Origin of the sequence: Amylibacter marinus (assembly GCF_030160015.1) — a bacterium.
Taxonomy (GTDB): Bacteria; Pseudomonadota; Alphaproteobacteria; order Rhodobacterales; family Rhodobacteraceae; genus Amylibacter; species Amylibacter marinus.
The window spans coordinates 51,834-76,482 of sequence record NZ_BSNN01000006.1 but is presented as its reverse complement, the minus strand read 5'-3'; the positions used below and the strand labels follow the sequence as shown (position 1 = coordinate 76,482).

General features: G+C 53.6%; 28 protein-coding genes. 14 read left to right on the top strand and 14 right to left on the bottom strand.

Annotated elements, in window-relative coordinates:
- Window positions 1–4 precede the first annotated feature (4 nt).
- Window positions 5–1,375 (top strand): glutamate--cysteine ligase, encoded by a 1,371-nt coding sequence (locus QQL62_RS11100; protein ID WP_284379048.1) that lies wholly within the window; start codon window positions 5–7, stop codon window positions 1,373–1,375.
- A 54-nt stretch (window positions 1,376–1,429) separates the two neighbouring features.
- Here the strand turns inward: QQL62_RS11100 and QQL62_RS11095 are convergent, their stop codons facing one another.
- The 6 genes from QQL62_RS11095 to QQL62_RS11070 all read right to left on the bottom strand — a co-directional run bounded on the left by QQL62_RS11095 (window position 1,430) and on the right by QQL62_RS11070 (window position 5,836).
- Window positions 1,430–1,840, bottom strand: a complete 411-nt coding sequence (locus QQL62_RS11095; RefSeq protein WP_284379044.1) for a DUF805 domain-containing protein — start codon at window positions 1,838–1,840, stop codon at window positions 1,430–1,432.
- Between the two features lie 97 nt (window positions 1,841–1,937).
- A complete protein-coding gene (gene plsY, locus QQL62_RS11090; protein ID WP_284379042.1) occupies window positions 1,938–2,537 on the bottom strand; it encodes a glycerol-3-phosphate 1-O-acyltransferase PlsY in 600 nt (199 codons plus the stop codon).
- Complete coding sequence (gene pyrC, locus QQL62_RS11085) at window positions 2,534–3,799, bottom strand: dihydroorotase (RefSeq protein ID WP_284379040.1); 1,266 nt, start codon at window positions 3,797–3,799, stop codon at window positions 2,534–2,536. The genes plsY and pyrC overlap by 4 nt, the downstream gene beginning before the upstream one ends.
- On the bottom strand, window positions 3,796–4,290 hold the full coding sequence (locus QQL62_RS11080) for a hypothetical protein (RefSeq protein ID WP_284379038.1): 495 nt from the start codon (window positions 4,288–4,290) through the stop codon (window positions 3,796–3,798). The genes pyrC and QQL62_RS11080 overlap by 4 nt, the downstream gene beginning before the upstream one ends.
- On the bottom strand, window positions 4,287–4,886 hold the full coding sequence (locus tag QQL62_RS11075; protein ID WP_284379036.1) for a hypothetical protein: 600 nt from the start codon (window positions 4,884–4,886) through the stop codon (window positions 4,287–4,289). The genes QQL62_RS11080 and QQL62_RS11075 overlap by 4 nt, the downstream gene beginning before the upstream one ends.
- Window positions 4,883–5,836, bottom strand: coding sequence for an aspartate carbamoyltransferase catalytic subunit (locus QQL62_RS11070; protein ID WP_284379032.1), 954 nt, complete (start codon window positions 5,834–5,836; stop codon window positions 4,883–4,885). The genes QQL62_RS11075 and QQL62_RS11070 overlap by 4 nt, the downstream gene beginning before the upstream one ends.
- A 107-nt stretch (window positions 5,837–5,943) precedes the next feature.
- Between QQL62_RS11070 and QQL62_RS11065 the strand changes: the two genes are divergently transcribed.
- The 4 genes from QQL62_RS11065 to QQL62_RS11050 all read left to right on the top strand — a co-directional run bounded on the left by QQL62_RS11065 (window position 5,944) and on the right by QQL62_RS11050 (window position 12,250).
- Window positions 5,944–6,729 (top strand): uracil-DNA glycosylase, encoded by a 786-nt coding sequence (locus QQL62_RS11065; protein ID WP_284379029.1) that lies wholly within the window; start codon window positions 5,944–5,946, stop codon window positions 6,727–6,729.
- Window positions 6,726–7,265 carry a molybdenum cofactor biosynthesis protein B gene (gene moaB / locus QQL62_RS11060; RefSeq protein WP_284379026.1) on the top strand — a complete coding sequence of 180 codons (540 nt, stop codon included), beginning with the start codon at window positions 6,726–6,728 and terminating at the stop codon, window positions 7,263–7,265. The genes QQL62_RS11065 and moaB overlap by 4 nt, the downstream gene beginning before the upstream one ends.
- Before the next feature lie 128 nt (window positions 7,266–7,393).
- The gene (locus QQL62_RS11055) at window positions 7,394–8,845 is read left to right on the top strand and encodes an efflux RND transporter periplasmic adaptor subunit (protein WP_284379023.1); all 1,452 of its coding nucleotides are present in this window, start codon (window positions 7,394–7,396) and stop codon (window positions 8,843–8,845) included.
- Window positions 8,846–8,848: 3 nt separating this feature from the next.
- Complete coding sequence (locus QQL62_RS11050) at window positions 8,849–12,250, top strand: efflux RND transporter permease subunit (protein WP_284379020.1); 3,402 nt, start codon at window positions 8,849–8,851, stop codon at window positions 12,248–12,250.
- On the opposite strand, the gene QQL62_RS11045 is transcribed toward QQL62_RS11050, so the two are convergent.
- Window positions 12,234–13,046: a protein-disulfide reductase DsbD domain-containing protein gene (locus tag QQL62_RS11045; protein ID WP_284379017.1), complete on the bottom strand. Its 813-nt coding sequence runs from the start codon at window positions 13,044–13,046 to the stop codon at window positions 12,234–12,236. The two genes, QQL62_RS11050 and QQL62_RS11045, sit on opposite strands and share 17 nt — an antisense overlap.
- Window positions 13,047–13,157: 111 nt before the next feature.
- On the opposite strand from QQL62_RS11045, the gene QQL62_RS11040 reads away from it, so the two are divergent.
- Window positions 13,158–13,727, top strand: a complete 570-nt coding sequence (locus tag QQL62_RS11040; protein ID WP_284379015.1) for a YqgE/AlgH family protein — start codon at window positions 13,158–13,160, stop codon at window positions 13,725–13,727.
- Here the strand turns inward: QQL62_RS11040 and QQL62_RS11035 are convergent.
- Complete coding sequence (locus QQL62_RS11035) at window positions 13,724–14,674, bottom strand: L-threonylcarbamoyladenylate synthase (RefSeq protein ID WP_284379012.1); 951 nt, start codon at window positions 14,672–14,674, stop codon at window positions 13,724–13,726. The genes QQL62_RS11040 and QQL62_RS11035 overlap by 4 nt on opposite strands.
- Window positions 14,675–14,769: 95 nt before the next feature.
- On the opposite strand from QQL62_RS11035, the gene QQL62_RS11030 reads away from it, so the two are divergent.
- The 4 genes from QQL62_RS11030 to QQL62_RS11015 all read left to right on the top strand — a co-directional run bounded on the left by QQL62_RS11030 (window position 14,770) and on the right by QQL62_RS11015 (window position 17,082).
- On the top strand, window positions 14,770–15,798 hold the full coding sequence (locus tag QQL62_RS11030; RefSeq protein WP_284379007.1) for an MBL fold metallo-hydrolase: 1,029 nt from the start codon (window positions 14,770–14,772) through the stop codon (window positions 15,796–15,798).
- Window positions 15,799–15,806: 8 nt separating this feature from the next.
- Window positions 15,807–16,280: a DUF6173 family protein gene (locus QQL62_RS11025; RefSeq protein WP_284379005.1), complete on the top strand. Its 474-nt coding sequence runs from the start codon at window positions 15,807–15,809 to the stop codon at window positions 16,278–16,280.
- Between the two features lie 79 nt (window positions 16,281–16,359).
- Entirely contained in the window at window positions 16,360–16,494 is a 135-nt protein-coding gene (locus QQL62_RS11020; RefSeq protein ID WP_284379004.1) for an aa3-type cytochrome c oxidase subunit IV, read from the top strand.
- Window positions 16,495–16,509: 15 nt separating this feature from the next.
- The gene (locus QQL62_RS11015) at window positions 16,510–17,082 is read left to right on the top strand and encodes a hypothetical protein (protein WP_284379002.1); all 573 of its coding nucleotides are present in this window, start codon (window positions 16,510–16,512) and stop codon (window positions 17,080–17,082) included.
- A 7-nt stretch (window positions 17,083–17,089) separates the two neighbouring features.
- Here QQL62_RS11015 and QQL62_RS11010 read toward each other — a convergent pair whose 3' ends face one another.
- The 3 genes from QQL62_RS11010 to rpsU form a co-directional block, all read right to left on the bottom strand.
- Window positions 17,090–17,935, bottom strand: a complete 846-nt coding sequence (locus QQL62_RS11010; RefSeq protein ID WP_284379000.1) for a PhzF family phenazine biosynthesis protein — start codon at window positions 17,933–17,935, stop codon at window positions 17,090–17,092.
- Between the two features lie 98 nt (window positions 17,936–18,033).
- Window positions 18,034–18,234, bottom strand: coding sequence for a dodecin family protein (locus tag QQL62_RS11005; protein WP_284378998.1), 201 nt, complete (start codon window positions 18,232–18,234; stop codon window positions 18,034–18,036).
- Window positions 18,235–18,389: 155 nt separating this feature from the next.
- Complete coding sequence (rpsU, locus tag QQL62_RS11000) at window positions 18,390–18,596, bottom strand: 30S ribosomal protein S21 (protein WP_284378997.1); 207 nt, start codon at window positions 18,594–18,596, stop codon at window positions 18,390–18,392.
- A 95-nt stretch (window positions 18,597–18,691) separates the two neighbouring features.
- Here rpsU and QQL62_RS10995 point away from each other — a divergent pair, with 95 nt between their 5' ends.
- Window positions 18,692–19,390 carry a COQ9 family protein gene (locus QQL62_RS10995; RefSeq protein WP_284378994.1) on the top strand — a complete coding sequence of 233 codons (699 nt, stop codon included), beginning with the start codon at window positions 18,692–18,694 and terminating at the stop codon, window positions 19,388–19,390.
- A 59-nt stretch (window positions 19,391–19,449) separates the two neighbouring features.
- Window positions 19,450–20,307, top strand: a complete 858-nt coding sequence (locus QQL62_RS10990) for a branched-chain amino acid aminotransferase (protein WP_284378992.1) — start codon at window positions 19,450–19,452, stop codon at window positions 20,305–20,307.
- A 17-nt stretch (window positions 20,308–20,324) separates the two neighbouring features.
- Here QQL62_RS10990 and QQL62_RS10985 read toward each other — a convergent pair whose 3' ends face one another.
- On the bottom strand, window positions 20,325–20,969 hold the full coding sequence (locus QQL62_RS10985; protein ID WP_284378991.1) for a ribonuclease T2 family protein: 645 nt from the start codon (window positions 20,967–20,969) through the stop codon (window positions 20,325–20,327).
- Between the two features lie 133 nt (window positions 20,970–21,102).
- Here QQL62_RS10985 and QQL62_RS10980 point away from each other — a divergent pair, with 133 nt between their 5' ends.
- Together QQL62_RS10980 and QQL62_RS10975 are read left to right on the top strand one after the other, a co-directional pair.
- On the top strand, window positions 21,103–21,834 hold the full coding sequence (locus QQL62_RS10980) for a DUF1013 domain-containing protein (protein ID WP_284378990.1): 732 nt from the start codon (window positions 21,103–21,105) through the stop codon (window positions 21,832–21,834).
- A gap of 11 nt (window positions 21,835–21,845) precedes the next feature.
- A complete protein-coding gene (locus tag QQL62_RS10975) occupies window positions 21,846–22,802 on the top strand; it encodes a glycosyltransferase family 2 protein (protein WP_284378989.1) in 957 nt (318 codons plus the stop codon).
- Here the strand turns inward: QQL62_RS10975 and QQL62_RS10970 are convergent.
- Window positions 22,799–23,605, bottom strand: a complete 807-nt coding sequence (locus tag QQL62_RS10970; RefSeq protein ID WP_284378988.1) for an SDR family NAD(P)-dependent oxidoreductase — start codon at window positions 23,603–23,605, stop codon at window positions 22,799–22,801. The two genes, QQL62_RS10975 and QQL62_RS10970, sit on opposite strands and share 4 nt — an antisense overlap.
- Before the next feature lie 34 nt (window positions 23,606–23,639).
- Window positions 23,640–24,644 carry a class I SAM-dependent methyltransferase gene (locus QQL62_RS10965; protein ID WP_284378986.1) on the bottom strand — a complete coding sequence of 335 codons (1,005 nt, stop codon included), beginning with the start codon at window positions 24,642–24,644 and terminating at the stop codon, window positions 23,640–23,642.
- Window positions 24,645–24,649: the final 5 nt, after the last annotated feature.

Sequence of the window (24,649 nt, the reverse complement as noted above, 5' to 3'; positions counted from 1 at the left end):
GCCCATGTCTATTCCCCAAAGTGGCGGTGGCCCGATTGAATCTATGGATCAATTGGCCGAGTATTTAGAAAGCGGATGCAAGCCGAAACCGGAATGGCGCATCGGTACCGAACATGAAAAATTCGGCTATTGTAAGGATACTCGAAAGCCCCTGCCCTATGCGGGCGAGCGGTCTGTTCAAACCATGCTGGAAGGGTTGCGCGATACCTTTAATTGGGCGCCTGTGCATGAAGATGGCAATATTATCGGGCTGGAAAAAGATGGGGCCAATGTATCCCTAGAGCCGGGTGGGCAACTAGAGCTGTCTGGTGCGCCACTGGAATCCATCCACGAGACCTGTGACGAGGCGAACACCCACCTGCGCGAGGTGCAAGAGGTGGCCGATCGTATTGGCGTTGGGTTTATTGGTCTGGGCGCGGCCCCTGAATGGTCGCATGAGCAAATGGATATGATGCCTAAGGGGCGATATCGTTTGATGACCGATTACATGGGGCGCGTTGGTACTCATGGCACCCAAATGATGTATCGCACCTGCACGGTTCAGGTGAACCTAGATTTCGCATCCGAGGCCGACATGGTGAAAAAGATGCGCGTTGCATTGGCATTGCAACCTGTAGCTACGGCCCTGTTTGCCAATTCACCGTTCTTTGATGGCAAGCCTAATGGCCATAAATCGTGGCGCTCGCGCATTTGGCGCGATCTGGATGCGGATCGCACGGGCACATTGCCGTTCTTTTTCGAAGATGGCATGGGGTTCCAGCGCTATGTTGACTATGCCTTGGACGTACCGATGTATTTTGTGTACCGCGATGGTAAATACCTTGATGCGCTGGGCCAATCTTTCCGCGATTTCCTGAAGGGTGAATTACCCGCATTGCCCGGCGAAACGCCGACCATGTCTGACTGGGCAGATCACCTAACCACCTGTTTCCCAGAGGCCCGCATTAAAAAATACATGGAAATGCGCGGCGCGGATGGTGGTCCGTGGCGGCGCATTTGCGCATTACCTGCATTCTGGGTGGGGTTGATGTATGACAGCGCTGCGCTAGATGCGGCATGGGATATTTGCAAGGGCTGGTCGTTGGAAACCCGCGAAGAAATGCGGATTGCCGCATCGGTTGATGGGCTACAGGCGCAGGTGGGTGGTATCAAGATGTTGGATCTGGCCGCGCAGGTGCTAGAGCTTTCAAATGCTGGATTGGCCGCGCGGGCACGGGCCGGTGCCGGTGGATTGGTACCAGACGAGACACATTTCCTAAATGCTCTCCAAGAAAGCGTGGAAACAGGCCAAGCGCCTGCGGATGAATTGCTGGAAAAATATCACGGGGAATGGGGTGGCGATCTAAGCCGCATTTACGACGCATATAAATACTAAAAAGGCCGCCCAATGCAGGGCGGCCTTTAATCCATCGGTCTATGCAATTGGCTCTTAGCCGTATTTATTGCTGCCTTCTTCTGATTTTAGGGTGAATAGATAAATCATTACGATCAAAACAATCAGCCCGACCAGAGGGATGATTGTCAGAACGTAGATTAGTTGTAGCCAACCCGATTTGCCAGAATCGTGCAAGCGGCGCGCGCCAACGGCCAATGTTGGGATGATTGTCGCCAGATAGAATACCAGCATCAAGATACCACCAAAGCTCATAAAGCTGCTAAGTCCTGGATTTGGACTGGTGGCAAGATTGCTGAAATCCATTGAGCTAAGCAACAGCCCAGAGAGGATGAAATTGACGATTGTGAGGGCTAATATCCACCACCAATATTCAGAGCGCGGTGCGCGGCCATTGAAATTGGCATAATTATTAAGGACTGATTTTACTGCTTCGATCATATTCATTTTTGGGTTCCCCGTTGTTGAATGAATGCTCCTGTAATGGGCGTACTATCGATGAATATGTTAGCGCTGTCAAAAAGAACCGCTATGCGTGTGCTGTTTACCCGCCGATTTTGCTCTCTTTGCCGGCCAACAGGCGTTGGATGTTTTCGCGGTGGCGCCACCAAATTAATAGGGCGAAAACACTCAGCAATATAACAAGGCTGGACATGCCCAGAACCCATGCCCAAAGGCTGGCAGTGGCGCTGGCCACAAGGGCGGATAACGATGAAATCCGCGTTGCCAATGCAGTGACCAGCCAGGTTAGACATGCGGCAATACCCGCAGGCCAAAATAGCGCCAATAAAATACCCAGAAACGTGGCCACACCTTTGCCGCCTTGAAATTTTAGCCAAACAGGATAGCAATGCCCCACAAACGAGGCCAGTGCCGCTATTTGTGCCGCCATATCTCCAAATAGCGCCCGCGCGATTAGAACGGCGACGCCACCCTTGCCAGCATCCAATATCAGCGTCAAAAATGCGGCGGTTTTACTGCCGGTGCGCAGGACATTGGTGGTGCCGATATTGCCAGATCCGATATCGCGTAAATTGCCCAACCCCATAACGCGGGTGATCACAATGCCAAAGGGTACTGAGCCTAGCAGATAGGCGGCAATTGCCACGGGTATCAGCATCAAAATCTCTGTTGTGGTCGTCATCCGCGATATATCTCCTGTCCGGCAACATAAGAGCGCAGAACCTGCCCCTGCATGCGCCGCCCGTCATAGGGTGTGTTTTTTGATTTTGATTTCAACAAGGTGCGATCCAGCACAAAAGGCTTGTCCGGATCGAACAAAATCAGATCCGCAGGGGCCCCAATCGCCAAGCGCCCTGCATCCAATCCCAGCAACTTGGCAGGGTTTAATGACAAAGCACGCCATAGCGTCGGCAGATCCAGATATCCGCCGTGAACCAATTGCATAGCGGCGGGTAGAAGAGTTTCCATGGCCACGGCACCCGATGCGGCGGCCTCGAAGGGCAGGCGCTTACTTTCTTCGTCTTGGGGGGTATGCATCGAGGAAATCACATCGATCACACCACTGGCGACAGCGCTGGCCAAGGCCACGCGGTCGTCTTCTGCGCGCAGGGGGGGCTTTAGCTTGAAAAATGTAGGGTAACCCTCCAGATCCATTTCATTCAGGGTTAGGTGATGGATCGACGCACCGGCGGTGACGCGCAGGCCCTTGGCCTTGGCGCGAGCCAGCACATTTAGCCCAACGCGGCTGGACAGCTGGTCAAAATGCACCCGCGCGCCGGTCATCTCAATCAGCGCAAGGTCGCGTTGCAGCTGCATACGTTCTGCGATCGTGGAAACACTGGGCAGGCCCAGTTTGGTGGCCAAGGCGCCAGATGTGGCAGAGGCACCGCTTGATAGCATCGGTTCCTGGGCGTGGCTAATGATCAGGGCATCCAAACCCTTGGCATAGGTCAGGCAACGGGCAAAAACCTTGTTATCCGTGATCACGGCATCACAATCGGTAAAGGCCACCGCACCTGCATCGGATAGAAACCCGATTTCGGCCATCTCGCGCCCTGCGCGACCCAGCGTAAGGGCGGCCATTGGCAAAACATTAACCATGCTATCCGCCACAGCGCGGCGATGCACGAATTCCAGCAGCTCCGGTGTATCGATGGCGGGTTCTGTATCAGGGCGGATGACCATTGTGGTTACACCACCCGCCGCCGCCGCCGCCCCAGCCGAGGCAAAGCTTTCTTTGTGGCGTTCGCCGGGTTCACAGATTTTTACGCCGATATCGATAATGCCGGGGGCAAGGCATTTGCCTGCGCAATCTATTGCATCCTGTGGAGGGGGGGTGTCATAGTTGATGGTCTTGATTTTACCATCGCCCAGTGTGACAGTGCCGATTGCATCAGTGCCGTTTTCTGGATCTATCAGACGGGCATTGGTCAGGGTGGTCATGGGTTTTTCCTTCCCGTCAGGGTGGCGCGAATATCAGAGGCATTCTCAACCCCAAGAAGGTTTGTACCCATTCCAAAGCGTGTGCCAAAACGCACCGTCGCCCCAAAGCCGCCAAGCTTGAGCACCGCGCGCAAATCAACTGGGCGGCTGTGTGTGATGTAGACGGCACGATCCGTGATCACCCATTCTTGGGATCGATAAATCAGGTATGTGATCGCAATACCCACAAAGGTCAGGGCGGTGATATAAATTGCCGTGCGTTGGGTTAGGTCCGCCTCGGAGTAGAAAAGCCCGATCATCAAGAAGCCAAGAATCGCCAACACCACAGAGACATTACACCGTATCCATGCCGCGCGTGAAAACTGCCCTTTAAACAGCACGCGTTCGTTATCGATTAAAACGGGGGGCCATGTGTCCGACAGGGGGTATTCCAGCGCTTCTTTGATCAGTTCGTCGGTGATATCGTCAACGTTTTGGTCAGGTTTATTCATGATAGCCTATCTTGAATTTCGCACATGGTATCATAGACCTCTTGTGCCTCGTCAATCAGCTCGAATCCCATTTTTCGCGTGCCACTGGCCTGACCATTCAGCGAGCGCATGCTGCGATCGCTAAACAGCTCGGGGCCGAAGAACACACTGGGGTATTTCCCCTTTTTCAGCTCGATCGGCATATCCTTGGTTATAGGGAAAGAGCGCAAGCGCATTTGGCACATGTGGGAATGGCTGCTGATCAAAGCCCGTTGATTGGTCAGCGCATAACGGGTACGCGCGCGATTACGCGGGGCAAAGACAAACGGGGAAACCAATATCAGAACCCCGAAAATGAAATGGATAATCCCAAACATCCAAATGGGGCTGCCGCGTTGAAAGGTGGATATCATCCACAGCGCAGCAAAAACCGCAAACAACAGGCCAATGATCGCAAAGGGCACGTAATTAAATGAAAGTACGATTCCGGTCTTGGGGCGTCCCTGCCAAATGAATACTTCGCCCTCTTCTAATATGCCTTCAAAATGCGGGCACTCATGTGGCGTGGCTTGGCTAACGTCAGGGGGGGCAGAGCCCATTTGGATTGCTGGTGTCATGCCATAACGGCCGCAGGCGTCTGTGCGCGCAGCCCCTGTGCTAGCAGATCCATAGCGGCCATACGCACGGCCACGCCCATTTCCACCTGTTCCTGTATAACCGAGCGGTTGATATCATCGGCGATGTCGCCATCAATTTCGACGCCACGGTTCATCGGGCCGGGGTGCATGACGATTGCATCGTTCTTGGCTGCGCGCAGCTTTTCCGATGTTAGCCCCCAGCGGTAATAGTATTCTCGTTCTGATGGAATAAAGGCGCCGTCCATACGCTCGCGTTGCAAACGTAGCATCATCACCACATCCACATCACGCAGACCCTCTGTCATATCATGGTAAACCTCGACCCCGAATTGATCGATACCGCTGGGCATTAGGGTCTGTGGCCCGACCAAGCGGATGCGATTCTCCATTTTGTTCAGCAAGAAAATATTAGATCGCGCTACACGGCTGTGGGCAATATCGCCGCAAATTGCTATGTTTAGGCGGTGTAATCGGCCCTTGGCGCGTCGAATGGTTAGGGCATCAAGAAGCGCCTGTGTGGGGTGCTCGTGACGGCCGTCGCCGGCATTTAGCACCGCGCAATTTACCTTTTGCGACAGCAAATCCACCGCACCCGAATGTTGGTGGCGTACCACCAATAGGTCTGGGTTCATGGCGTTCAAGGTCATGGCAGTATCGATCAGGGTTTCGCCCTTTTTAATACTAGAGGCCCCCAGCGCCATGTTCATTACATCTGCGCCCAACCGTTTGCCGGCCAATTCAAAAGAGGCCAATGTACGGGTAGAGTTTTCGAAAAACATGTTAATCTGAGTCATGCCTGCTAGGGCACTGCTGTGTTTGTTAGCCTGGCGGTTCAGGGTCGCATATTGTTCGGCCAGATCCAGAATCGTGGTAATATCCGCAGGGGACAGATGTTCGATTCCCAAAAGGTGTTTCGCAGATAGTGCCATTGTGTCCCCGCTATGGTCTTGTAACTTATATCAGAGCAGAAAAACCAAGCAAGGGATTTACGCCGCGGGCGCCAGCCAATATCTTAGTCGAAACAGTGGAGTTTTTGATGCAGCAGACCTCGGAATATTTTGCCCTGCGCGCCGCCCTTGAATGGCAGGTGGAATTGGGCGTGGATGAGGTAATAAGCGAGGCGGCGATAAATCGGTTTGATTTCCCCGCCGCGACACCAAAGATTAAAATCGGGCAGGGGTCAAATATTGCCCCAGTTGATACCATCCCCGATGTTGTGCCAAAACAATTGGCTGGGGATATTTCGGCACTGCTGGCGCAAAAATGCACAGACCTAAATGCCCTGCGTGATGCAATAAATCTGTTTGACCTTTGTGCGCTAAAGAAGGGCGCGCGCAACACTGTATTTGCGGATGGGCACGCACAGGCGCGGGTGATGATCCTGTGTGAGCCACCCAACCGTGCCGAGGACAGCGCGGCGCGCCCGCTTGTGGGCGATGCGGGAAAATTGCTGGACAAAATGTTTCAGGCCATTGGTTTGGCGCGCGAGATTGACGGTGCGGATGGTCTGTATGTGGCGCCAATTTTGCCATGGTGCCCCCCTCAAAGCCGCGAACCGAATTTAGAGGAAGTGGAGATGATGTTGCCCTTCGTTCAGCGGCATGTGGAATTGATGGATCCCGAGGTGATTATTCTGATGGGCAACGCCCCCTGCAATGCTGTTTTAGGTAAATCTGGGGTTACCCGCCTTAGGGGGAAATGGGATCAGGCCTATGATAAACCGGTATTGCCGATGTTACATCCGCGAGCATTGTTACGGGATCCATTGCGCAAGAGGGATGCCTGGGCTGATTTACTGGCATTGAAGGATAAATTGTCATGAGCCTTGATAAAAGCAAAGCCTTTGTACCGGTACGCATCGCCGTTTTGACGGTATCAGACAGCCGCACAAGAGCAGATGATCGATCGGGGGATGTGCTGGAGGGGCGCATAAATACCGCTGGCCATGAAATGGTTGATCGCCAAATTATTGCTGACGAGCGCGGATTGATCGCCGATCAGTTGCGGGCGTGGTGCTGTGATCCGGAAATCGATGCTGTGATCAGCACAGGTGGCACGGGGCTGACGGGGCGGGATGTGAGCGTAGAGGCGCACCGCGATGTTTACGAGAAAGAGATCGATGCCTTTGGCACAGTGTTCACCATCGTCTCGATGCAAAAAATTGGCACATCTGCCGTCCAAAGTCGCGCCTGCGCAGGGGTGGCACAGGGCACCTATCTGTTTGCGTTGCCCGGCAGCCCGGGTGCATGTAAGGATGGATGGGATGAAATTCTGCGGTTCCAATTGGATATCCGCCACCGCCCCTGTAATTTCGTAGAAATTATGCCCCGCCTAGAAGAGCATCTGCGACGTAAATAACAGGGGCTGTGGTCTCACCATGAGTTGATTGCCCAGACAGCAAAAGAAATTGATTCCAAACGCCGGAATGCTAGGCTTGGGCCGTATAATATTTGACCTCGTAACTGTAACCAGCTGGAATTTGTCCAATGCGCTTTTTTAACCGCGGCCTGTTTGGCTTGCTTCTATTGGCTGTGACTGGTGCATTGATCAGCACAGCAGTGGTGGTTTTCTTATCTGCACAGGCAGAGAAGGCGCAACAACAGCAAAACAAGCGCCCCACCCGCGAGCGCAGCTTTTCTGTGGATGTGGTGACCGTCACCCCCAGCGATATCGCCCCCACTATTGCCACCTATGGTCAGATCGTTGCGGACCGTTCGTTGCAAATCCGCGCAACTGGGAATGGTGCATTGGTGGAAATATCTGAAAATTTCCAAGAGGGTGGTCGTGTGCAGGCCGGTGAAGTGTTGTTTCAAATCGATCCCGCCAGTGCCGCCGCCAGTGCCGCCTTGTCTGAAACGCAATTGGCCGAAGCCAAGCTAGAGGTCGCAGAGGCGAATGAGGCGATCATCCTAATCCAAGACGAGCTAAGTGCGGCGGTGCGCCAGCTAGATTTGCGCAATCAAGCATTGGCGCGCCAAGAATCTCTGCAAACCCGCGGTGTCGGCACAAATGCCACCCTTGAAACCGCCGAAATCTCTGCCGCCAGCGCTGAAACCGCGGTGCTTAGCAAGCGTCAAGCATTGGCCACCGCACAGTCCCGCATAAATCGCGCTAGCACGGCATTGGCACGCGCCGAGATAAATCATACCGAGGCTACGCGCATCTTGGATGGTCTGACGGTTCGGGCGAAATTTGATGGTGTTCTTAGCGGTGTTAGTGCGGTGTTGGGGCGCTTGGTCAATGTGAATGAACAGCTGGGGAACCTAATCGCGCCATCGGAGCTGAGTGTGTCGTTTCAGCTCTCCAGTGCAGAGTTCGCAAATCTGCGCGCGGATGTAGAAAATTTTAATAGCGTCGAAGTATTGGTGTTTTTCAAGGGCATCGATCAGGCGATATCCGCCCAGATCGAGCGCGTTAATGCAGCCGTAGAGGAAGGCCAAACAGGGCGCGAGATATTCGCCAGCCTATCTGGTAGGAATATCGACACCTTGCGCCCAGGTGATTTTGTTTCTGTTGTGGTTACGGAACCTACGATACGCAATGTGGCCTTGATCCCCGCGGGGGCAATTAATGCGGCGGGCGAGGTTTTGGTGGTGGGCCCAGAAAACCGTTTGCTGGCACAGCCTGTGCAATTGCTGCGCAAACAGGGTGATATGATTCTGGTATCAAGCAGCCAATTGGCCGGTAAGAACATTGTCAAAGTACGCGGCCCACAACTAGGTGCGGGCATTCGTGTAGAGCCGCGCGGCGCGTTGGAAATACCACCAGAGCCGGATGTCATCATATTAAGCGAGGCCGAGAAACAGGCCTTTACCAAATCGATCAGTGAAAACACCCGCATGCCAGCAGAGATGAAGGCAAACATGCTAAGAGCCGTTGCCAAGGGGGAATTGCCCAAGGCGCGCTATGACCGCCTGAAACGCGCGCGGGGAGGATAAACTATGCGAAGCCTATCAGGTGGCATCAGTGGTATTCTTTCATATTTTACGCGTCATAAAACTGCGGCAAATCTGTTGCTGGTAATCATGTTGGTCACCGGCGTTGTCGCCACAGGTAAAATTCGATCGCAATTTTTCCCTGATGTGGTGATCGAGGGTATCTCGGTGAATGTTGCGTGGTCTGGGGCCGGCCCCGAGGATGTGGATGCGGGTATTGTTAGCCTGCTAGAGCCTGCGTTGTTAAGCGTGGAGGGCGTCAAGGCAACCTCGTCTTCTGCACAAGAGGGGCGCGCATACATCAGCCTCGAATTCGAGGCCAATTGGGATATGGCGCGTGCCGCAGAAGATGTGAAAACGGTTGTGGACGCGGTGGATGATCTACCCGAAGCCGCAGAAGAGCCCGTCGTGCGGCGCGCCGCGTTTCGGGATCGGGTTACGGATGTGATTATTTCTGGGCCGGTTTCTGTGGATCAGCTCGGGCGCTTTGCGGATGAATTCGCCGCGCGGCTGTTTCGCGCTGGCATTACTCGCACAACCACGCGCGGTATTTCCGCACCAGAAATCCAGGTGCTGGCACCCGAGGCCAAGTTGATAGAACATGATGTGACGCTGAGCGAAATCGCAAGCATTATCGCGGCAGAATCCGAGGCAGCCCCCGCGGGGGATGTGGCCAATGGTGCCGCGCGTGTCCGCACCGGAATTACCAAACAATCCGCCAGCGAAATCGGCGCATTTGTCGTGCGCTCTAGCACCGAAGGTGGCGTATTGCGCATTCAAGATGTGGCCCAAATAAATGTGTTGGGCGTGGATGCCAGCCGTAGCTATTACGTCGGCCAGCACCCCGCGGTATCCTTGCGGGTTGATCGCGTGGATCAGGGGGATGCGATTAAAATGCAGGCCCTTGTCCAAGAGATTGCCGGGGAAATGCAGGCTACGCTGCCCGAGGGGGTAACCATCGAGCTAATCCGCACCCGTGCGCAGGCCATCCAAGATCGCCTAGGGTTGCTATTGCAAAACGGCCTGATGGGTTTGACGTTGGTGGTGGGGTTGCTGTTCTTGTTCTTGTCTGCACGCACGGCCTTTTGGGTGGCGGCGGGTATTCCGGTGGCAATGTTTGCCGCGGTTGGGCTGATGTATGCCTTTGGGCTGACGTTGAATATGGTCTCGCTGTTTGGGTTGATTATTACGCTGGGGATCGTGGTGGATGATGCCATTGTGGTGGCCGAGCATGCTGATTTCCGTGCCAGACGGCTTGGCGAAGATCCGATCACAGCATCAGAGCATGCGGCGATGCGGATGGCACCTCCGGTGTTCTCGGCGACAATCACCACCGTAATTGCCTTTTGGGGGCTTACGCTGATTGGTGGGCGTTTTGGCACCTTGATTGCGGATATTCCGTTTACCGTAATAGTGGTGCTGTTGGCGTCATTGGTCGAATGTTTCATCATCCTGCCAAATCACATGAGCCATTCTCTGTCGTATCATGCGGGGCTAAAGTGGTATGATGTTCCCAGCCACTATTTCAACCGCGGGTTTTCGGCCATGCGCGAGCGGTTTTTCAAGCCCTTGATGCGCTGGATATTAATCCTGCGGTATCCATTGCTGGGGGCGGCGGTCTTGCTGTTATCGCTGAATCTGGCGTTGTTTGTAGGCGGAGAGGTCAAGTTCCGCTTCTTCAGCCCCCCAGAGCGCGCCTCGGTTTCTGGCAATATTGCCATGTATGATGGCGCAAGCCGCGCAGACACCAAGGTGATGGTCGAAGAGCTGCAACGAGCAGTAACGCAGGTTGGTGCGGATTTCGAGAAGGAACATGGCGTTAATCCCGTGACATTTGCCATGGTAGAGGTCGGCGGCAACACAGGGCGTGGATTGGCTGGTGTGGCAAACAAGGATGCGGATCTGAAGGGGTCTATCGCAGTGGAATTGATTGATGCCGATGCGCGGCCCTATTCCGCCAATACCTTTATTGCGGCATTGCAAGACGAGGTACGCAGCCATCCGTTGATGGAAACGCTGAGCTTCCGCGGCTTTCGCTTTGGCCCTGGTGGGGATAGTTTGGATGTGCAATTTATTGGCATTGATAGTCAGACCCTAAAAGCGGCATCCGAAGAGTTTAAAGCGCAGGTTTCGGCACAATTCCCAGAGGTGACATCCCTAGAGGATGATCTGCCATATGACAAAGAGGAATTGGTTCTAGAGCTTACGCCGCAGGGGCAGGCGCTGGGCTTTACCACCGATGCCATCGGCAGAGAATTACGCAACCGCCTTAGCGGAATTTCCGCCGCCAGTTTCCCAACCGGCGCGCGCACCACGGAAGTAACCGTGGGTCTGCCCAGCGAAGAGATTACCGCAGATTTTCTGGATCGCACCCGCCTGCGGGCCCCCAGTGGCACCTATGTGCCATTGGTCGATATCGTAACCATTGAACGCAGCTTGGGTTTCTCGACCGTGTTGCGGGAAAATGGTCTGCGCCTGATGTCGGTAACCGGTGAAATCCCCGAGGATGATCCCGCCCGCGCCAGTGAAATTGTGGAAAAAATTAGCGGTGAGATATTGCCGCAAATCGCCAAGGATTTTGGGATCGAATATCGCCTATCTGGTCTGGCGGAGCAGGAGCGCGAGTTCCTAAACGATGCTTTGATCGGGTTTATGCTGTGTTTGTTGGGGATATATTTGGCCTTGTGCTGGATTTTTGCCAGCTGGACACGGCCATTGGTCGTGATGTCGGTTATACCATTTGGTGCCATTGGGATGATTTATGGGCATTGGGTGATGGAGGTTCCGCTCTCCATGTTTTCAATTGTTGGGATGATTGGGATGAGTGGGATTATCATTAACGATTCCATTGTTTTGGTGACTACAATTGAAGAGTATTCCGAGAAACGAGCGCTGATGCCCGCGATTGTTTCGGCCTGCGCCGATCGTCTGCGCCCCGTGTTGCTGACCACGTTGACGACGGTTTTGGGGTTAACACCCTTGATGTTCGAACAGTCCGTTCAGGCACAATTTTTAAAGCCAACCATTATTACATTGGTCTTTGGTTTGGGGTTTGGGATGTTTTTGGTGCTGTTGGTCGTGCCTGCGATGGTGGTGATGCAGCGCGATTTTGGCAGATTGCTGATCTCGACCCGCCGCATGATTTTGCGCCCAGCGGTTGATCGTGCCAGTGTGATTATGCGTATGGCATTGGGGGCGATTATCGCCCTGTTTGCTGCGACAATGGGCGTATTGGTCATCACGCTAGAAGCCGCAGGTTTCGTGCGCGCCCTAACCAGCGATCAGATGCCCGCATTGGCGGCCTCACTTGCCGTGTTTATTATTGGGGCCTCGCTGATTGTGCTCTTGGCAGCGGCTGGGTTTTACTTGCGCCTGGGCCTGCCAAAAACAGCTAAGAACAGCCGATAATCTCGGCCGCTTCGTCATTGCTAAGCAGGGTTAGCCGTAGTTTGGCTCTGGATAACGCCTGCGGATGATCCGAAAATAGCGTAGCTGTAGTCTGAGCTTGGTTTTTTTGCACCTCGGTGTTGCCTTGGTTCATCCAGTCGTCGGTGGGGTATTCAATGATCAATAGGCTGTCGCTGGGCAGCGGGGTGTCTGATTGAATGGTGGCGGTGATTTGCATCCCATCCTCAATGGGATGAAAGCTACATTTTGCATCGCTGATCCCAGCAGTTTTTGCATCACGCGCTACTTGATTCAGGCTGGCGCTTATTTCGGTTTTGCCGATTACTGCGCGGCGTGGCAGGTCGGCGGTGATCGTGGTGCGGACGGGAACGCATACGTCATCACAGACACCAAAATCCAGCGTTGCATGGGCGGAGATTGGTTTGGATTTGTCCTTGGGGTGTAGAACGATCGGCAGGATCAATTCATCTTTGTAGCCGATGGTTTGGACGCCATAATCGTGAAAAACCTGCGGCGCAGGCCATTTGATTTCTGCACTTGCCACATTGATAGATTGGGCCCAATCAAACAGCGGCGGCACGCCACCACTGCCTGCGACGCGCCAATAGGTTTTCCAATTTCGATCCAGCGAGATGTGGGCCGCCATAACGTGGCTACCATCTGCTTGGCGCCAGCCCTTGATAATTTTAACTGATTTTAAACCGAGTATGGGCGATGCTTCTTCTTGCGCTGCAACGCCGAAGTTGAACCCGAAGGATAAGATTGCGCTAAGCGCTATAAGGTGCCGTGTTTTCATACCCTTTAAATAACCCTCTTTTACTTAAAAGAAAGTCACAATCAGGAGATATCGTAGTGATCACCGGCCTTGGCTCTTGAAAAACCATTGGAAGAAGCGCAGATTCAAATTATGACCAATTCAGAAACTAACCTAGATGGAAAAATCCTTATCGCCATGCCAGGCATGAATGACCCACGTTTTGAGAGATCGGTGGTTTATATGTGCGCACATTCGGCGGATGGGGCCATGGGGTTGATCATAAACAAACCCGCCGATGGGCTGAAGTTTAATGACCTGCTGGATCAGTTGGATATCAAGCCAAGCCGCCCCATTGGCACGGTACCTGTGCATATGGGCGGGCCTGTGGAACATGGGCGCGGGTTTGTATTGCACAGCCGCGATTATAGCGCGCAAGAGGCCACATTGGATGTAACTGACCAGATCGGTATGACGGCATCGCTGGAAATTCTCGAGGATATATCAAACGGAGATGGGCCTGATTTTTGCTTGCTGGCGCTGGGTTACTCTGGCTGGGGGCCGGGACAGTTGGAGCAGGAGATTCAGGCCAATGGCTGGTTGATTGCTGATGCGCCTGATGCCTTGGTCTTCGCATCGAACTCAGATAATAAATGGGATGCGGCGCTGGATACGCTGGGGATTGATCCTCGGATGTTATCGGCCACGGGCGGGCGGGCCTAGCCACGTGGTGCGCTCGCGCGTTTCAATCTATCATTAATGGCCATGCCAAGTCCCTCGTGAGGGATTGGGGCCACTGCGATATGTGATTTTCCCAGTGTTGCGGCATCCTCATCTGCCATGCGCAGGTAGGCGAACAGCTTTGTTGCGGCCTCGCGTAGGTCTGCGCTGCGTGACAGGTTGATTTGCCCTGCTACTGCACCGAATCCGATGTGGTATTCGCGCTCATGGGCTTCTGTTACATTCATCCGCAACTGTGCGTTTGGCGCATAATGGGATTGAAGCTGGCCAGGGGATTGGGGGGCATCCTCTGTACCGCGCGGGTGCGAAACCACTACATCACAGGCGATATCCTCTAGGGGCAGGCCGCCCGCGCGTAGCAAATGCACGCGATCAGGGCCAACCTTTAGGATGGTGGATTCAAGCCCTACATGACAGGGTCCGCCATCAATAATGGCATCGATTTTTCCAGATAGCCCAGCGTGTACGTGGCGCGCGGTGGTTGGGCTGATCGCACCTGAGGGGTTGGCGCTGGGGGCGGCAACGGCACCACCGAAGCGCCCCAATAGCTGACGTGCCAATGGGTTTTCTGGGATGCGCACCGCCACGGTTTCCAGCCCGGCTGTTACCAGTTCCGACAGACCGCAACCGCGTTTGATCGGCAGGACGAGGCTAAGAGGTCCGGGCCAATGCGCCTGTGCCAATTGTAGGGCCGTGTCTGAGAAAACCGCATAGCGCTGGGCCGTGGTAATATCGGCCACATGGATGATTAGCGGGTTAAAGCTGGGCCGCGCCTTGGCTGCATAAATGGCCGCAACGGCATCTCCGTTACAGGCATCTGCCCCAAGCCCATAAACCGTTTCTGTTGGAAAGGCGACCAAGCCACCGCTGCGCCAGATATCTGCGCATTGGGCAATGTTCAGGTCTGTTGGTTTCAACATTTGGGTCATGATTACGCGGTGTTTCGATTGTGTTTCGCATCTGGTCTGTTAGGCAGTGCCTATCCTGTTCCGTTAGCGGATGCAAAAAAATATCGAGGCGTCACATGGCAAAAATCACTTTCCCTATTGAAACACCCCCAATCGAGGGCGAAGCCATTGAAATAGCCGATGGCATTCTGTGGATCCGCTTGCCTCTGCCGATTGCGCTGGATCATGTGAATGTTTATGCGCTGCGTGAAAATGGTGGCTGGTGTATTGTGGATACGGGGTATCATTCCAAACGCGGCGTTGCGCTGTGGGAAAAGCTGTTGGCGGGGCCCTTGGGGGGGGATCCGGTGCACCGTGTTTTGCTAACTCATCATCATCCCGATCATGTGGGTATGGTGGGGTGGTTTCAATCCCAAAAGGGATCAGAGCTGCTGGCCACGCGGACCACATGGCTCTATGCGCGGATGCTGACAGTGGATATTCAAGAACAGTGGCCACAAGAGACACTGGACTTTTATTTAGGGGCGGGCATGCCGGCAGATCTGTTTGACGCACGTAAAGCGGCGCGCCCGTTTAATTTTGCAGATAGCGTTCATCCCATGCCATTAGGATTCACCCGCATACAGGACGGCCAAGAGCTGAGGTTGGGGGGGCGTGACTGGGTGGTGCGCACGGGCGATGGCCATTCTCCAGAACATGCAACCCTGTGGTGCGCGGCCGATAATCTGGTGCTGGCGGGGGATCAAATCTTGCCGGGTATTTCGCCCAATGTAGGGGTTTATCCAACCGAGCCGATGGCAGATCCGCTGACAGAATGGTTACACTCTTGCGAGAAATTGTTGGTGTATGCAAATGATGATCAATTGGTTTTGGCTGGGCATAAATTGCCATTTCGCGGGTTGCCTCTGCGCCTAGAGCAATTGATCGCCAACCACCATGCCGCATTGCCGCGCTTGCTAGAGTTTTTGCAAACGCCAAATACGGCGGTAGGCTGCTTTCCGGTGCTGTTTAAACGTAAGATTGGGCAGGGAGAATATGGCCTAGCTATGGCCGAGGCGATTGCGCATTTGAATCACCTGTTGTTGCAGGATAAGGTCAGCCGAGAGAAAAACGACCAAGGGCATTGGCTCTGGTCTGCGAAATAGGGAATGCCATGTCAGATGATCAAATAAAAACCGCCGCCGAGGCCGCCGAAAACGCCGCACTGCCCGAGGCCTATGCGGTGCATGTGGATGCGGATGGATCGCGTACCACCGAAAAAACTGCACCACCTAAGGCCGGAAAACCCTTGGCTGATAAATCCCCAGCCGAATGGGCCTATGAGCGTATCGTGATGTATATTCAAAAATTCGAGGAAACCTTGGATGCCAAACACGAGGTTGGCATGGGGTTTGCCGGCAGCGATGCCGGATCTGTTAAAATCCAGGGTATGGGATATTTCGCGCCTGATATGGTTACCTTTTACGGCGCAGATGGCGAGGGTAACAAAATGCAATTGGTTCAACATGTCAGCCAGTTGAACGTGATGCTGGTGGCAGAGCCGAAATCCGAAGAGGCCGCAGAACCCAATCGCATTGGGTTTCAGTTGGCGCAGGATTTGGACACAGAAACCGATGCCGGATCATAGGGTCGCAGGTTAAATTCCCCACTTTGCAAATCTCTGATTTTGTGGGATACAGCGCTAACGCAATTAGATAGGTGACAAAATGGCCAAACATGAACACGGCTCTATGAATATCGAATCCCAAGAAGCCACATTCGCAGGCTTTGTACGCTGGTCCATTGGCATTTGTGTTGCCAGTGCCGCGGTGTTAATTTTTATGGCGATCTTCCGCACCTAAATACTGGAGCCTAGCATGGGATACCTACGCGCAGTTGCGGCCCTAGCCGCACTTGTTGTTCTAAGCGCCTGCGCCAAAGATGTGGGCGACAGTGATCGCGCAATCCAAGAGGTATCCTATTCTCATAGCAGCCCGCCCAGCCTAACATTGCTGACCATGGTGCATAACACCACTGGTGCTGGTGGGCACAGTTCTTTGCTGATCAATGGGTCAGAGCGCGTGATGTATGACCCGGCGGGGCGGTTTAAAACCCGTGCGGTGCGCGAACAGGGCGATATACTATACGGTGTGACCCCAGCAGTGATGAAACGGTATCAGTCTTTTCATGCCCGCGATACACACCACGTGGTGATCCAAGAAATCCCCGTATCCGCTAAGGTGGCCGAAATTGCCCTGCGCGAAGCGATCAAGCAAGGCCCATCCCATGATGCCATGTGCGCGGCCAATACCTCTGCCATGCTAAAGCGAATTCCTGGCTTTGAAGATGTTGGCAGCACGTTTTCCCCTAAGGGTTTGTCTAGGCGTTTTGGCAAGTTAGAAGGCGTGGTGGAAACCAAATATTACGAAAACGACATCGGCCAGAACTAGGCCCTGCCTAGGGATGTGTGATCGGGCGCATTTGCCCACCTACACGTACAGATGCACCGGATTCCCCAGAAACAGTTACCAACAGCCGAGAGGGCATGCCCATATCATCGCCTTGATGAATGGTGAAGCTGCCACCTAGGTTAAGATCATCCCAGCCAATATCCACCAGCGCACCGCCCAGTGCCGCCGCGGCCGCACCTGTGGCGGGGTCTTCGATTACACCACCAATGGCAAAGGCATTGCGCGAATGGATTAGGCGGGGCGTCTCTATATGCACAAGGCTGACCGTTGTCAGATTATGGGCCTGCATGTAGGCTTGCATAGGTTCGAACTCATAGGCCATTGCAGCCAGTTTTGCGCGATCGGCCAAGGGCAGAATCGCATGGTGCACCCCTGCAAAGGCAAGGCGCGGTGCGATACGTAGATCCAGATCTTCGGGTGTTAGATCAAATGCCGCCAATAGATCGGCTGTGATTTGATCGTTTAGGGGGTGTGATTGCGTTCTGGGCGAGACCAGCTCTGCGTGCCACTGATCGCGCTCTTTGGTTACCGAAACTGAAATCCGATCCTGTGAGAGATTTAGATCATAGCGCCCCGCGCCGAATTCTTGGCCCAATGCCCCGCCAAGAGCGATGGTCGCATGGCCGCAAAAGGCGACCTCGTGTTCTGGTGAATAATAGCGCACCTGCCATGCATCCCCGTCGGGGCATGCAAAGGCTGTCTCGGCATAGCCTATCGTGCGTGCGGTGGTCTGCATATCTGTAGCGCTGGGCAGGGTGGCGCCAATCACCACACCGGCTGGGTTACCACCGAGGGTTCCGTTGGAAAAGGCTGCGATACGTTGGATATTCATGCTGGTCTCCTGTGTTCCATCTAGGCTACGTAAAACGGCGACAGATGGAACACAGGAATTGTCGGTCTAAACATCACATATCGTGATGTTGCGCTTGGCTATTTGATTCCAAACGAGATTTTTAGAGTCACGCGGTATGCCGTGACCTTGCCGTTTTCCACTTTTACGGATTGGTCTTGCACCCATGCAGACGAGATATTGTCTACGGATTTCGATGCCTTCTCAACGGCAGTGTCTGTGGCATCTTCCCAACTCTTGGTGGATTCTGCCATAATTTCGATTACTTTAACGACGCTCATTTACTTGTCTCCTGTTGTTTGTAGATTTTAGATAGTAGCACAAATTGCGAAATCAATCCCCAACAGGTTTGTGAACAGCGCGTCAAAAATGCAAAACCCCCGAACATGTCGGGGGTTTCACGAATTCAGCGGGTCAAACCCGAATGCAAAGCGTCCTAAAGTAGACCTTCGCGTTGTGCTTTTTTACGAGCAAGTTTGCGAGCGCGTCGAATTGCTTCCGTTTTTTCACGGGCTTTCTTGATCGAAGGTTTTTCGTAATGTTGCTTTAGCTTCATTTCACGAAATACGCCTTCGCGTTGCAATTTCTTTTTCAGAGCACGAAGTGCCTGATCGACGTTGTTATCACGAACCGATACCTGCATGTGGTGTCACCACCTTTCTAGGGTTAGAGTTGCAGAATTGCAGGAATTCGCCCTATAACAGGTGGTGAGGGCCTTGTCCAGCAAAGGAGCAGATATTGCCACAAGATCGTAAGAGCGAAGCTGATCACATAGAAATTGCGCGCGCCGCACTGTTGGGGGCAATTCTGCCGCATGTGGAATTTGATGGTTGGGGGGCGAATGCATTGCAGTTCGCCATATCTGATTCGGGTGTTGATGCGGGATTGGCGATGCAGGCCGCCCCGCGCGGAGCGATCGATTTGGCGGTGGCCTTTCACCGCACTGGGGATGTGGATATGGTCGCGGGATTTCAGGGCACGGATATCACGAATTTAAAGTACCGCGAAAAAGTAGCGTTGTTAATCCGCCTGCGCCTACAGGCGGCGAAATCCCACCCAGAGGCCGTGCGCCGCGCCGCCAGCCTGTTTGCCCTGCCCCAAAATATGGCCGAGGGATCACAGCTGATCTGGGATACATCTGATGCTATTTGGAACGCGCTGGGCGATACGTCGCGCGATGCGAATTGGTACACGAAACGTGCCACATTATCGGCGGTCTATTCTACCACGGTTCTGTATTGGCTGGGCGATAACAGCACGGATTATGCGGATACCTGGGCCTTCTTGGATCGGCGTATCGAAAATGTAATGCAGTTCGAACGGGTGAAGTCATCCGTGATGAAGTCGCCATTAGGCAATGGTCTGGGTGCAATTATGGAGCGGTTCTCCAAGCCTGATAGCACGTTTAAATCTAATTTTCCCGGCTACACCCGCTAGGCTTGCCAGCAGCGGTAAAACCCCTTAACCATTCCCGAGTTTTAATTCGGAGAAATACAATGGCACTGGGTGGCGAGATTCGCACGTGGTTTAATGGTGAGTGGACAGTGGGGAATACCCCGATTATTGGGGCCGCGGATCACGCCAGCTGGCTGGGGTCCACGGTATTTGACGGAGCACGCCAATTCGAAGGTGTGCGCCCTGATCTGATCCAAAACTGTCATCGAATTGTGTATTCGGCGCAGCAATTGGGCATGGTGCCCCCTGTGACCGCTGAACAGGTTTTTGACATCTGTGAAGAGGGCTGCGCAATGTTTGCCCCCGATGCCACATTGTATATTCGCCCCATGATGTGGGCCAACCAAGGCACACCTGGCATCATTGATATCGAGCCGGAAAACACGGGGTTTTGCGTGTGTATCGAGGAATTGCCTATGCCCGAAATTGGCGCCTTTTCCCTAACCGTTTCTGATTTCCGTAGACCTCGCCAAGATATGGCGCTGACCACGGCCAAGGCGGGATCACTTTATGCAAACAATGGTCGCATCATGGCCGATGCGCGCAAGCGTGGCTTTAGCAATGCGCTATCTTTGGATGTGGATGACAATGTGGCCGAAACCGCCTCGACCAATGTATTTAGCGTGCGCGATGGCGAGGTATTTACACCCGTGCCCAATGGTACATTTCTAAATGGCTTGAATCGCCAGCGGGTAATCAAATTGCTACGGGCCGATGGTGTTAAGGTGCATGAGGCCAGCATGACCCTAGCGGATTTTGATGCGGCGGACGAGATTTTCTGTACCGGCAACATCGCCAAGGTGATGCCTGTTGCACGTTTTCAGGATCGTAAATTCGAGGCCACCCCAATGGCATTACGTACGCGGGAACTATACTGGGACTATGCGCATTCGCGTTAGCGGCCCCTGTTTCGGGCCTATCGAATGGGCGCCATAAGGGCCTTTTTCATTTTACAGTCGCGGATTGTATCGCGCCCGCACCGGCGAAAGTTCAGATCCTTATCCATGCAAATGCGGGCCTCTTGAATACGCTGATCCTTGCAGGTGATGGTGATTTGATCCGCGTATAGGTCTGGGTTGGCCTCCAAGAATGCCTCTTCGATTATGCTGGGGGGCAGGGTCATTGTTTTGGTAATCTTGCGAAAAACTTCTGGGCGGTTGATGCGCTCATAGGCCTTGCGTGCCAATTGATAATAGGCGGGGCCGGATAGCCCTGTGCAGCTGCCGTGCTTCTTCCATTGGTGCCACGCAGCACCGCTGGTGCCCATGATGTCCGCTTGTGCAGAGGTTAGGCTACGTGACGGGGGGCGCTGGGATGTGCGACAATAGGATGGCCAACCGTTTTCATACTGTGGCCACAGACCATGCAAGACAAATCCGAAATCCGCCCCGCGGGCGCATTGCTGGGATCCGCGCGCATCACCCGATAGTTTACACCATGTGGGCGACCAGCTAAGCGCGAGCAGGTAATAATCAAAATCACCCGCGCGCTCGCCCTCGGATTGGGCAGGCAGGGCGAGTGTGCATGCCATGAAAACGGTGCAAATCAGACGGTGAAACATCGGGGCTTTTCCTTTGATCGATTCCCCTCTATATAGAATAAGAATACCCCCCCACGAAACGGTAATTCGCTAAGCTCTAGGGCTGGCACCCGATTCATCGGACAAGACAGTTGTACCTGAAAGGACACATAAAATGGCTCTTCCTATTATGGCCAAGGCTACCGCGGTTTGGTTGGTGGATAACACCACGCTAACCTTTAAACAGATTTCTGATTTTTGTGGCTTGCACGAACTAGAGGTCAACGGCATCGCTGATGGCGAAGTGGCCCAAGGCATTAAAGGATTCGACCCGATTGCCAACAATCAGTTGACAGCCGAGGAGATTAAAAAGGGTGAAGACAGCCCATTGTACAAGCTACAATTGATGTTCAATGCCGCCGCCGAAGGCGAGCAAAAGCGCCGCGGCCCGCGCTATACGCCTTTGTCAAAACGCCAAGATCGCCCCGCATCTATCCTATGGTTGGTTAAATTCCACCCAGAGCTATCCGATGGGCAGATTTCCAAACTGGTTGGCACAACCAAGCCAACAATTCAGGCCCTGCGTGATCGCAGCCATTGGAATATCGCCAATATTCAGCCGATCGATCCCGTGGCACTTGGCCTGTGTAAACAGATCGAGCTAGACGCCGCCGTTCAAAAGGCCGCCAAGAAGGCCGCCAAAGATGGCGTAGCCATTAGCGATGAAGAGCGTTCGAAGCTGGTGAGCACCGAGCAGTCATTGAGTATGGATACGGAGCCAAAAATGCCAGCCAGCATGTCTGGCCTTGAGAATTTCTCGCTGGCGCAAGAAGAGCCCAACAAGGAAGAGGCGATCCTGGACGCCGAGAGCTTGTTTAATCTACCGGCCAGCGACGACGAGGACTAGGCAAACAGATCGTGGATCAGTCACATCCAACATGGGGGGTTGTTACCACGGTTAAGACAACACGTGATGTGTTGGAAAAATTTATTGCCTATCATCTTGATTTGGGGGCAGATCACATTTGGGTTTTCTTTGATGATCCAAATCTGGTCTGCCCCCAGTCGTTTCAACACCTGCCACAGGTCAGCACGATAATCTGCGATCAGACCTATTACCAAAGCCATGGCCGCACGGGCGCCGAGCGGTTAGAATTGCGCCAAAGCTTTAATGCGCAATTGATCCGCAGAACCTGCGCGTTGGATTGGCTGTGCCATATTGATGTAGATGAGTTCGTGGTGACGGATGGGAATGTGGGGGCATATTTGGCGGCTATCGCGCCCAGCGAAATCGCCCTGCGTCTGAACCCCTCAGAGGTGTTGTCTACGCCCGCAAATGCTCCCCTGCCAGCGGGGCAATATTATTGCAAATCCCCCGTGCCCAAGGGGCGTGATGATTTGGCCGAGGATATCTATGGTGAATATGGCGCGGTGGTTCCTCAAGGGTTTCTAAGTCATCGAATCGGTAAATTGTTTCTACGCACATCAACCAAAAATATCATCCACCGCATTCACAATATTTATCACCGCCGCCCTGGGCAGGAGCCGCAGATCATCGATGATTTGCCCAGCAATTCTACCCTGCGGCTGGTACATATGCATGCGCCCAATTGGCAGGCATGGCGGGGGCATTTGGATTGGCGCCACGCGGATGGTGCGTATCGCGCCGATTTGGATCATGCGGGGAACCAGCTGAATGCGGTGCTAAACTTGCTGAAAGCCGAGGCAGGAGAGGCGGGTTTGCGCGCTTTTTATGATGCGATGCATTTGGCCACGCCAACGTTGTTGTCAAATTTAGCGAATGCAGATTTGTTGCGTGTAGAGACCTTGGATTTAGATCAAAAACAGGCACGGTATTTTCCGAATTCGCCCTAGTGAACGGCACTGTCCAGTGGGTCGATCAGAGTGCGGCCACCGTCTACGGTAATGATTTGGCCGGTGACGAAACTGGAACTGCCAGAGGCTAGAAACTGCGCCACCTCGGCCACTTCGCGCGGTTGTGCTATGCGCCCCAAGGGGGTGGCCTTGATCATATTCCCGCGCAAATCTACGTCGTCTTCTAGCACATAGCCTAGGTTTGCGCTCTCGACGGAACCGATGGCGATGGCGTTTACGTGGATCTGTTTTTGGGCAAAGCTCACGGCCAAGGATCGGGTCATCTGGTTCAATGCCGCACAGCTAACGGAATAGGCTAACAGCGATGGGTGGGTGCGTTCTGATGCGATAGAGCTTAGGTTTACGATTGTGCCTGCGGATCCGGTGTTTTCATCCTCTTCAGCCTGCTGGATCATGCGTTTTGCCACCAATTGACTTAGACGTAGGTTAGACAGAACATTCTGCTGAAACAAATCTTCGAATCCATCGGCAGAGGGCTCTAGCGGGTTAGAGGCCGTCACTTGGCGTGATGCATTTATCAAGATATCGACCCGATCATAGGCGTCGATGGTGGCGGACAATAGGTTTGCTAAGGTCAATTTTTGGCGTAGGTCGCCAGCGAAATAACCCACATCCTTGAAATCTTTGCACAGTTCTTTGGCCTCGCTTTCTAGTTTATCCTCATCGATATCAGCCATCATGACATTTGCGCCTTGTGCCGCGAAATGCTGAGCAATGGCCAGACCAATCCCGTTGGCCGCACCAGTTATGATGGCAGTTTTACCAGAGATAGAAAACGACATGGCGATTCCTTGTTGTTGATCGCAGGCTAGCGGATTACTGCGCGCGCTGCGCTTTTGGTTTTTGGGGGCGATCTGCGCGGATCACCTTGAACTGTGGGGTTTCTTGCAGAATTTGGCTGTTGATGAAACAGGCCTCTAGCGTAGACTCGTATGCCAGTTGCCTATTGGCAACCATCCATAATTGGCCTTTTGGCTTCAACAGCTGAGCGGCGCGTTGAATAAAGGCGCGACCAATTTCGGGATCCGCAAGGCGGCTGTTGTGAAACGGGGGGTTCATCACCACAAAATCAAGGGGCGGTGTTTTGAATTCGGTGGCGTCCTGCCAGTGGAAGGATGCGCGGGTATCGGTGACATTTAATCTTGCGCAGTCTAGAGCGTTTAGATCGGCCTCGACCAAATCTAACCCCAAGATTTTAGGGTATTGCGCTAGTATCTTGGTAGAAAGATAGCCCCAGCCCGCGCCAAGATCGGCACCGCGCCCAGCCAATGTTTTGGGCAGGTTATCCACCAAAAGACGCGATGCGGGATCGATATGATTGGCGCTGAAAACACCTGCTTGGGTCATGAACCCATCTTTGTTTTTGCTGGGGATCAGGGTGTCTTGCCATTGTGCCACGGGGTTTTCTGTGCCTGTCCTAGTAAACCAGAATGCCTTGCCGTGGGCCTTGGAAACTACTCCGTCAATTTCTAGCAGTTTGCGCAGATTCTTAAGGTGGCTTTCTATACCATCGGTTTTTGCGCCGTTCACCAAAATCAAACCACCCTGTGCCACATGATCAATCGCGCGCGCGATCAGTGCCTGTGTTTGAGGCTTGAATCTGGTGATCTCGACGACTGCGATATCCTGCCCGCGCGGTAAATCCTCGCCACAATGTAGGCCTAGTGCGGACAGCTGGTCACAATATGGGCGAAAGCTCTGCTGGCAATGCGGTGAGGGCAGGTCTGGGTATTTATGGGGCTGGGCGTTAAGCACCAGTGCATTTTCTATAGGTGCAGAGATTTGATCAAGGGCCAAGGATAGACGAATGTCGTGGGTCATAACGG

Bases quoted from the DNA above. Each gene is read 5' to 3' on its own strand.
- QQL62_RS11040 (WP_284379015.1), top strand. From the start codon at position 13,158: ATGACCAATTCAGAAACTAACCTAGATGGAAAAATCCTTATCGCCATG.
- QQL62_RS11070 (WP_284379032.1), bottom strand. From the start codon at position 5,836: ATGGCACTATCTGCGAAACACCTTTTGGGAATCGAACATCTGTCCCCT.
- QQL62_RS10990 (WP_284378992.1), top strand. From the start codon at position 19,450: ATGGCACTGGGTGGCGAGATTCGCACGTGGTTTAATGGTGAGTGGACA.
- plsY (WP_284379042.1), bottom strand. From the start codon at position 2,537: ATGACGACCACAACAGAGATTTTGATGCTGATACCCGTGGCAATTGCC.
- QQL62_RS11005 (WP_284378998.1), bottom strand. From the start codon at position 18,234: ATGAGCGTCGTTAAAGTAATCGAAATTATGGCAGAATCCACCAAGAGT.
- QQL62_RS11075 (WP_284379036.1), bottom strand. From the start codon at position 4,886: ATGACACCAGCAATCCAAATGGGCTCTGCCCCCCCTGACGTTAGCCAA.
- QQL62_RS11055 (WP_284379023.1), top strand. From the start codon at position 7,394: ATGCGCTTTTTTAACCGCGGCCTGTTTGGCTTGCTTCTATTGGCTGTG.
- rpsU (WP_284378997.1), bottom strand. From the start codon at position 18,596: ATGCAGGTATCGGTTCGTGATAACAACGTCGATCAGGCACTTCGTGCT.
- QQL62_RS11095 (WP_284379044.1), bottom strand. From the start codon at position 1,840: ATGAATATGATCGAAGCAGTAAAATCAGTCCTTAATAATTATGCCAAT.
- QQL62_RS11100 (WP_284379048.1), top strand. From the start codon at position 5: ATGTCTATTCCCCAAAGTGGCGGTGGCCCGATTGAATCTATGGATCAA.
- QQL62_RS11035 (WP_284379012.1), bottom strand. From the start codon at position 14,674: ATGACCCAAATGTTGAAACCAACAGACCTGAACATTGCCCAATGCGCA.
- QQL62_RS11045 (WP_284379017.1), bottom strand. From the start codon at position 13,046: ATGAAAACACGGCACCTTATAGCGCTTAGCGCAATCTTATCCTTCGGG.
- pyrC (WP_284379040.1), bottom strand. From the start codon at position 3,799: ATGACCACCCTGACCAATGCCCGTCTGATAGATCCAGAAAACGGCACT.
- QQL62_RS11020 (WP_284379004.1), top strand. From the start codon at position 16,360: ATGGCCAAACATGAACACGGCTCTATGAATATCGAATCCCAAGAAGCC.
- QQL62_RS11030 (WP_284379007.1), top strand. From the start codon at position 14,770: ATGGCAAAAATCACTTTCCCTATTGAAACACCCCCAATCGAGGGCGAA.
- QQL62_RS11015 (WP_284379002.1), top strand. From the start codon at position 16,510: ATGGGATACCTACGCGCAGTTGCGGCCCTAGCCGCACTTGTTGTTCTA.
- QQL62_RS10970 (WP_284378988.1), bottom strand. From the start codon at position 23,605: ATGTCGTTTTCTATCTCTGGTAAAACTGCCATCATAACTGGTGCGGCC.
- QQL62_RS11065 (WP_284379029.1), top strand. From the start codon at position 5,944: ATGCAGCAGACCTCGGAATATTTTGCCCTGCGCGCCGCCCTTGAATGG.
- QQL62_RS10965 (WP_284378986.1), bottom strand. From the start codon at position 24,644: ATGACCCACGACATTCGTCTATCCTTGGCCCTTGATCAAATCTCTGCA.
- QQL62_RS11025 (WP_284379005.1), top strand. From the start codon at position 15,807: ATGTCAGATGATCAAATAAAAACCGCCGCCGAGGCCGCCGAAAACGCC.
- QQL62_RS10985 (WP_284378991.1), bottom strand. From the start codon at position 20,969: ATGTTTCACCGTCTGATTTGCACCGTTTTCATGGCATGCACACTCGCC.
- QQL62_RS10980 (WP_284378990.1), top strand. From the start codon at position 21,103: ATGGCTCTTCCTATTATGGCCAAGGCTACCGCGGTTTGGTTGGTGGAT.
- moaB (WP_284379026.1), top strand. From the start codon at position 6,726: ATGAGCCTTGATAAAAGCAAAGCCTTTGTACCGGTACGCATCGCCGTT.
- QQL62_RS11080 (WP_284379038.1), bottom strand. From the start codon at position 4,290: ATGAATAAACCTGACCAAAACGTTGACGATATCACCGACGAACTGATC.
- QQL62_RS11050 (WP_284379020.1), top strand. From the start codon at position 8,849: ATGCGAAGCCTATCAGGTGGCATCAGTGGTATTCTTTCATATTTTACG.
- QQL62_RS11010 (WP_284379000.1), bottom strand. From the start codon at position 17,935: ATGAATATCCAACGTATCGCAGCCTTTTCCAACGGAACCCTCGGTGGT.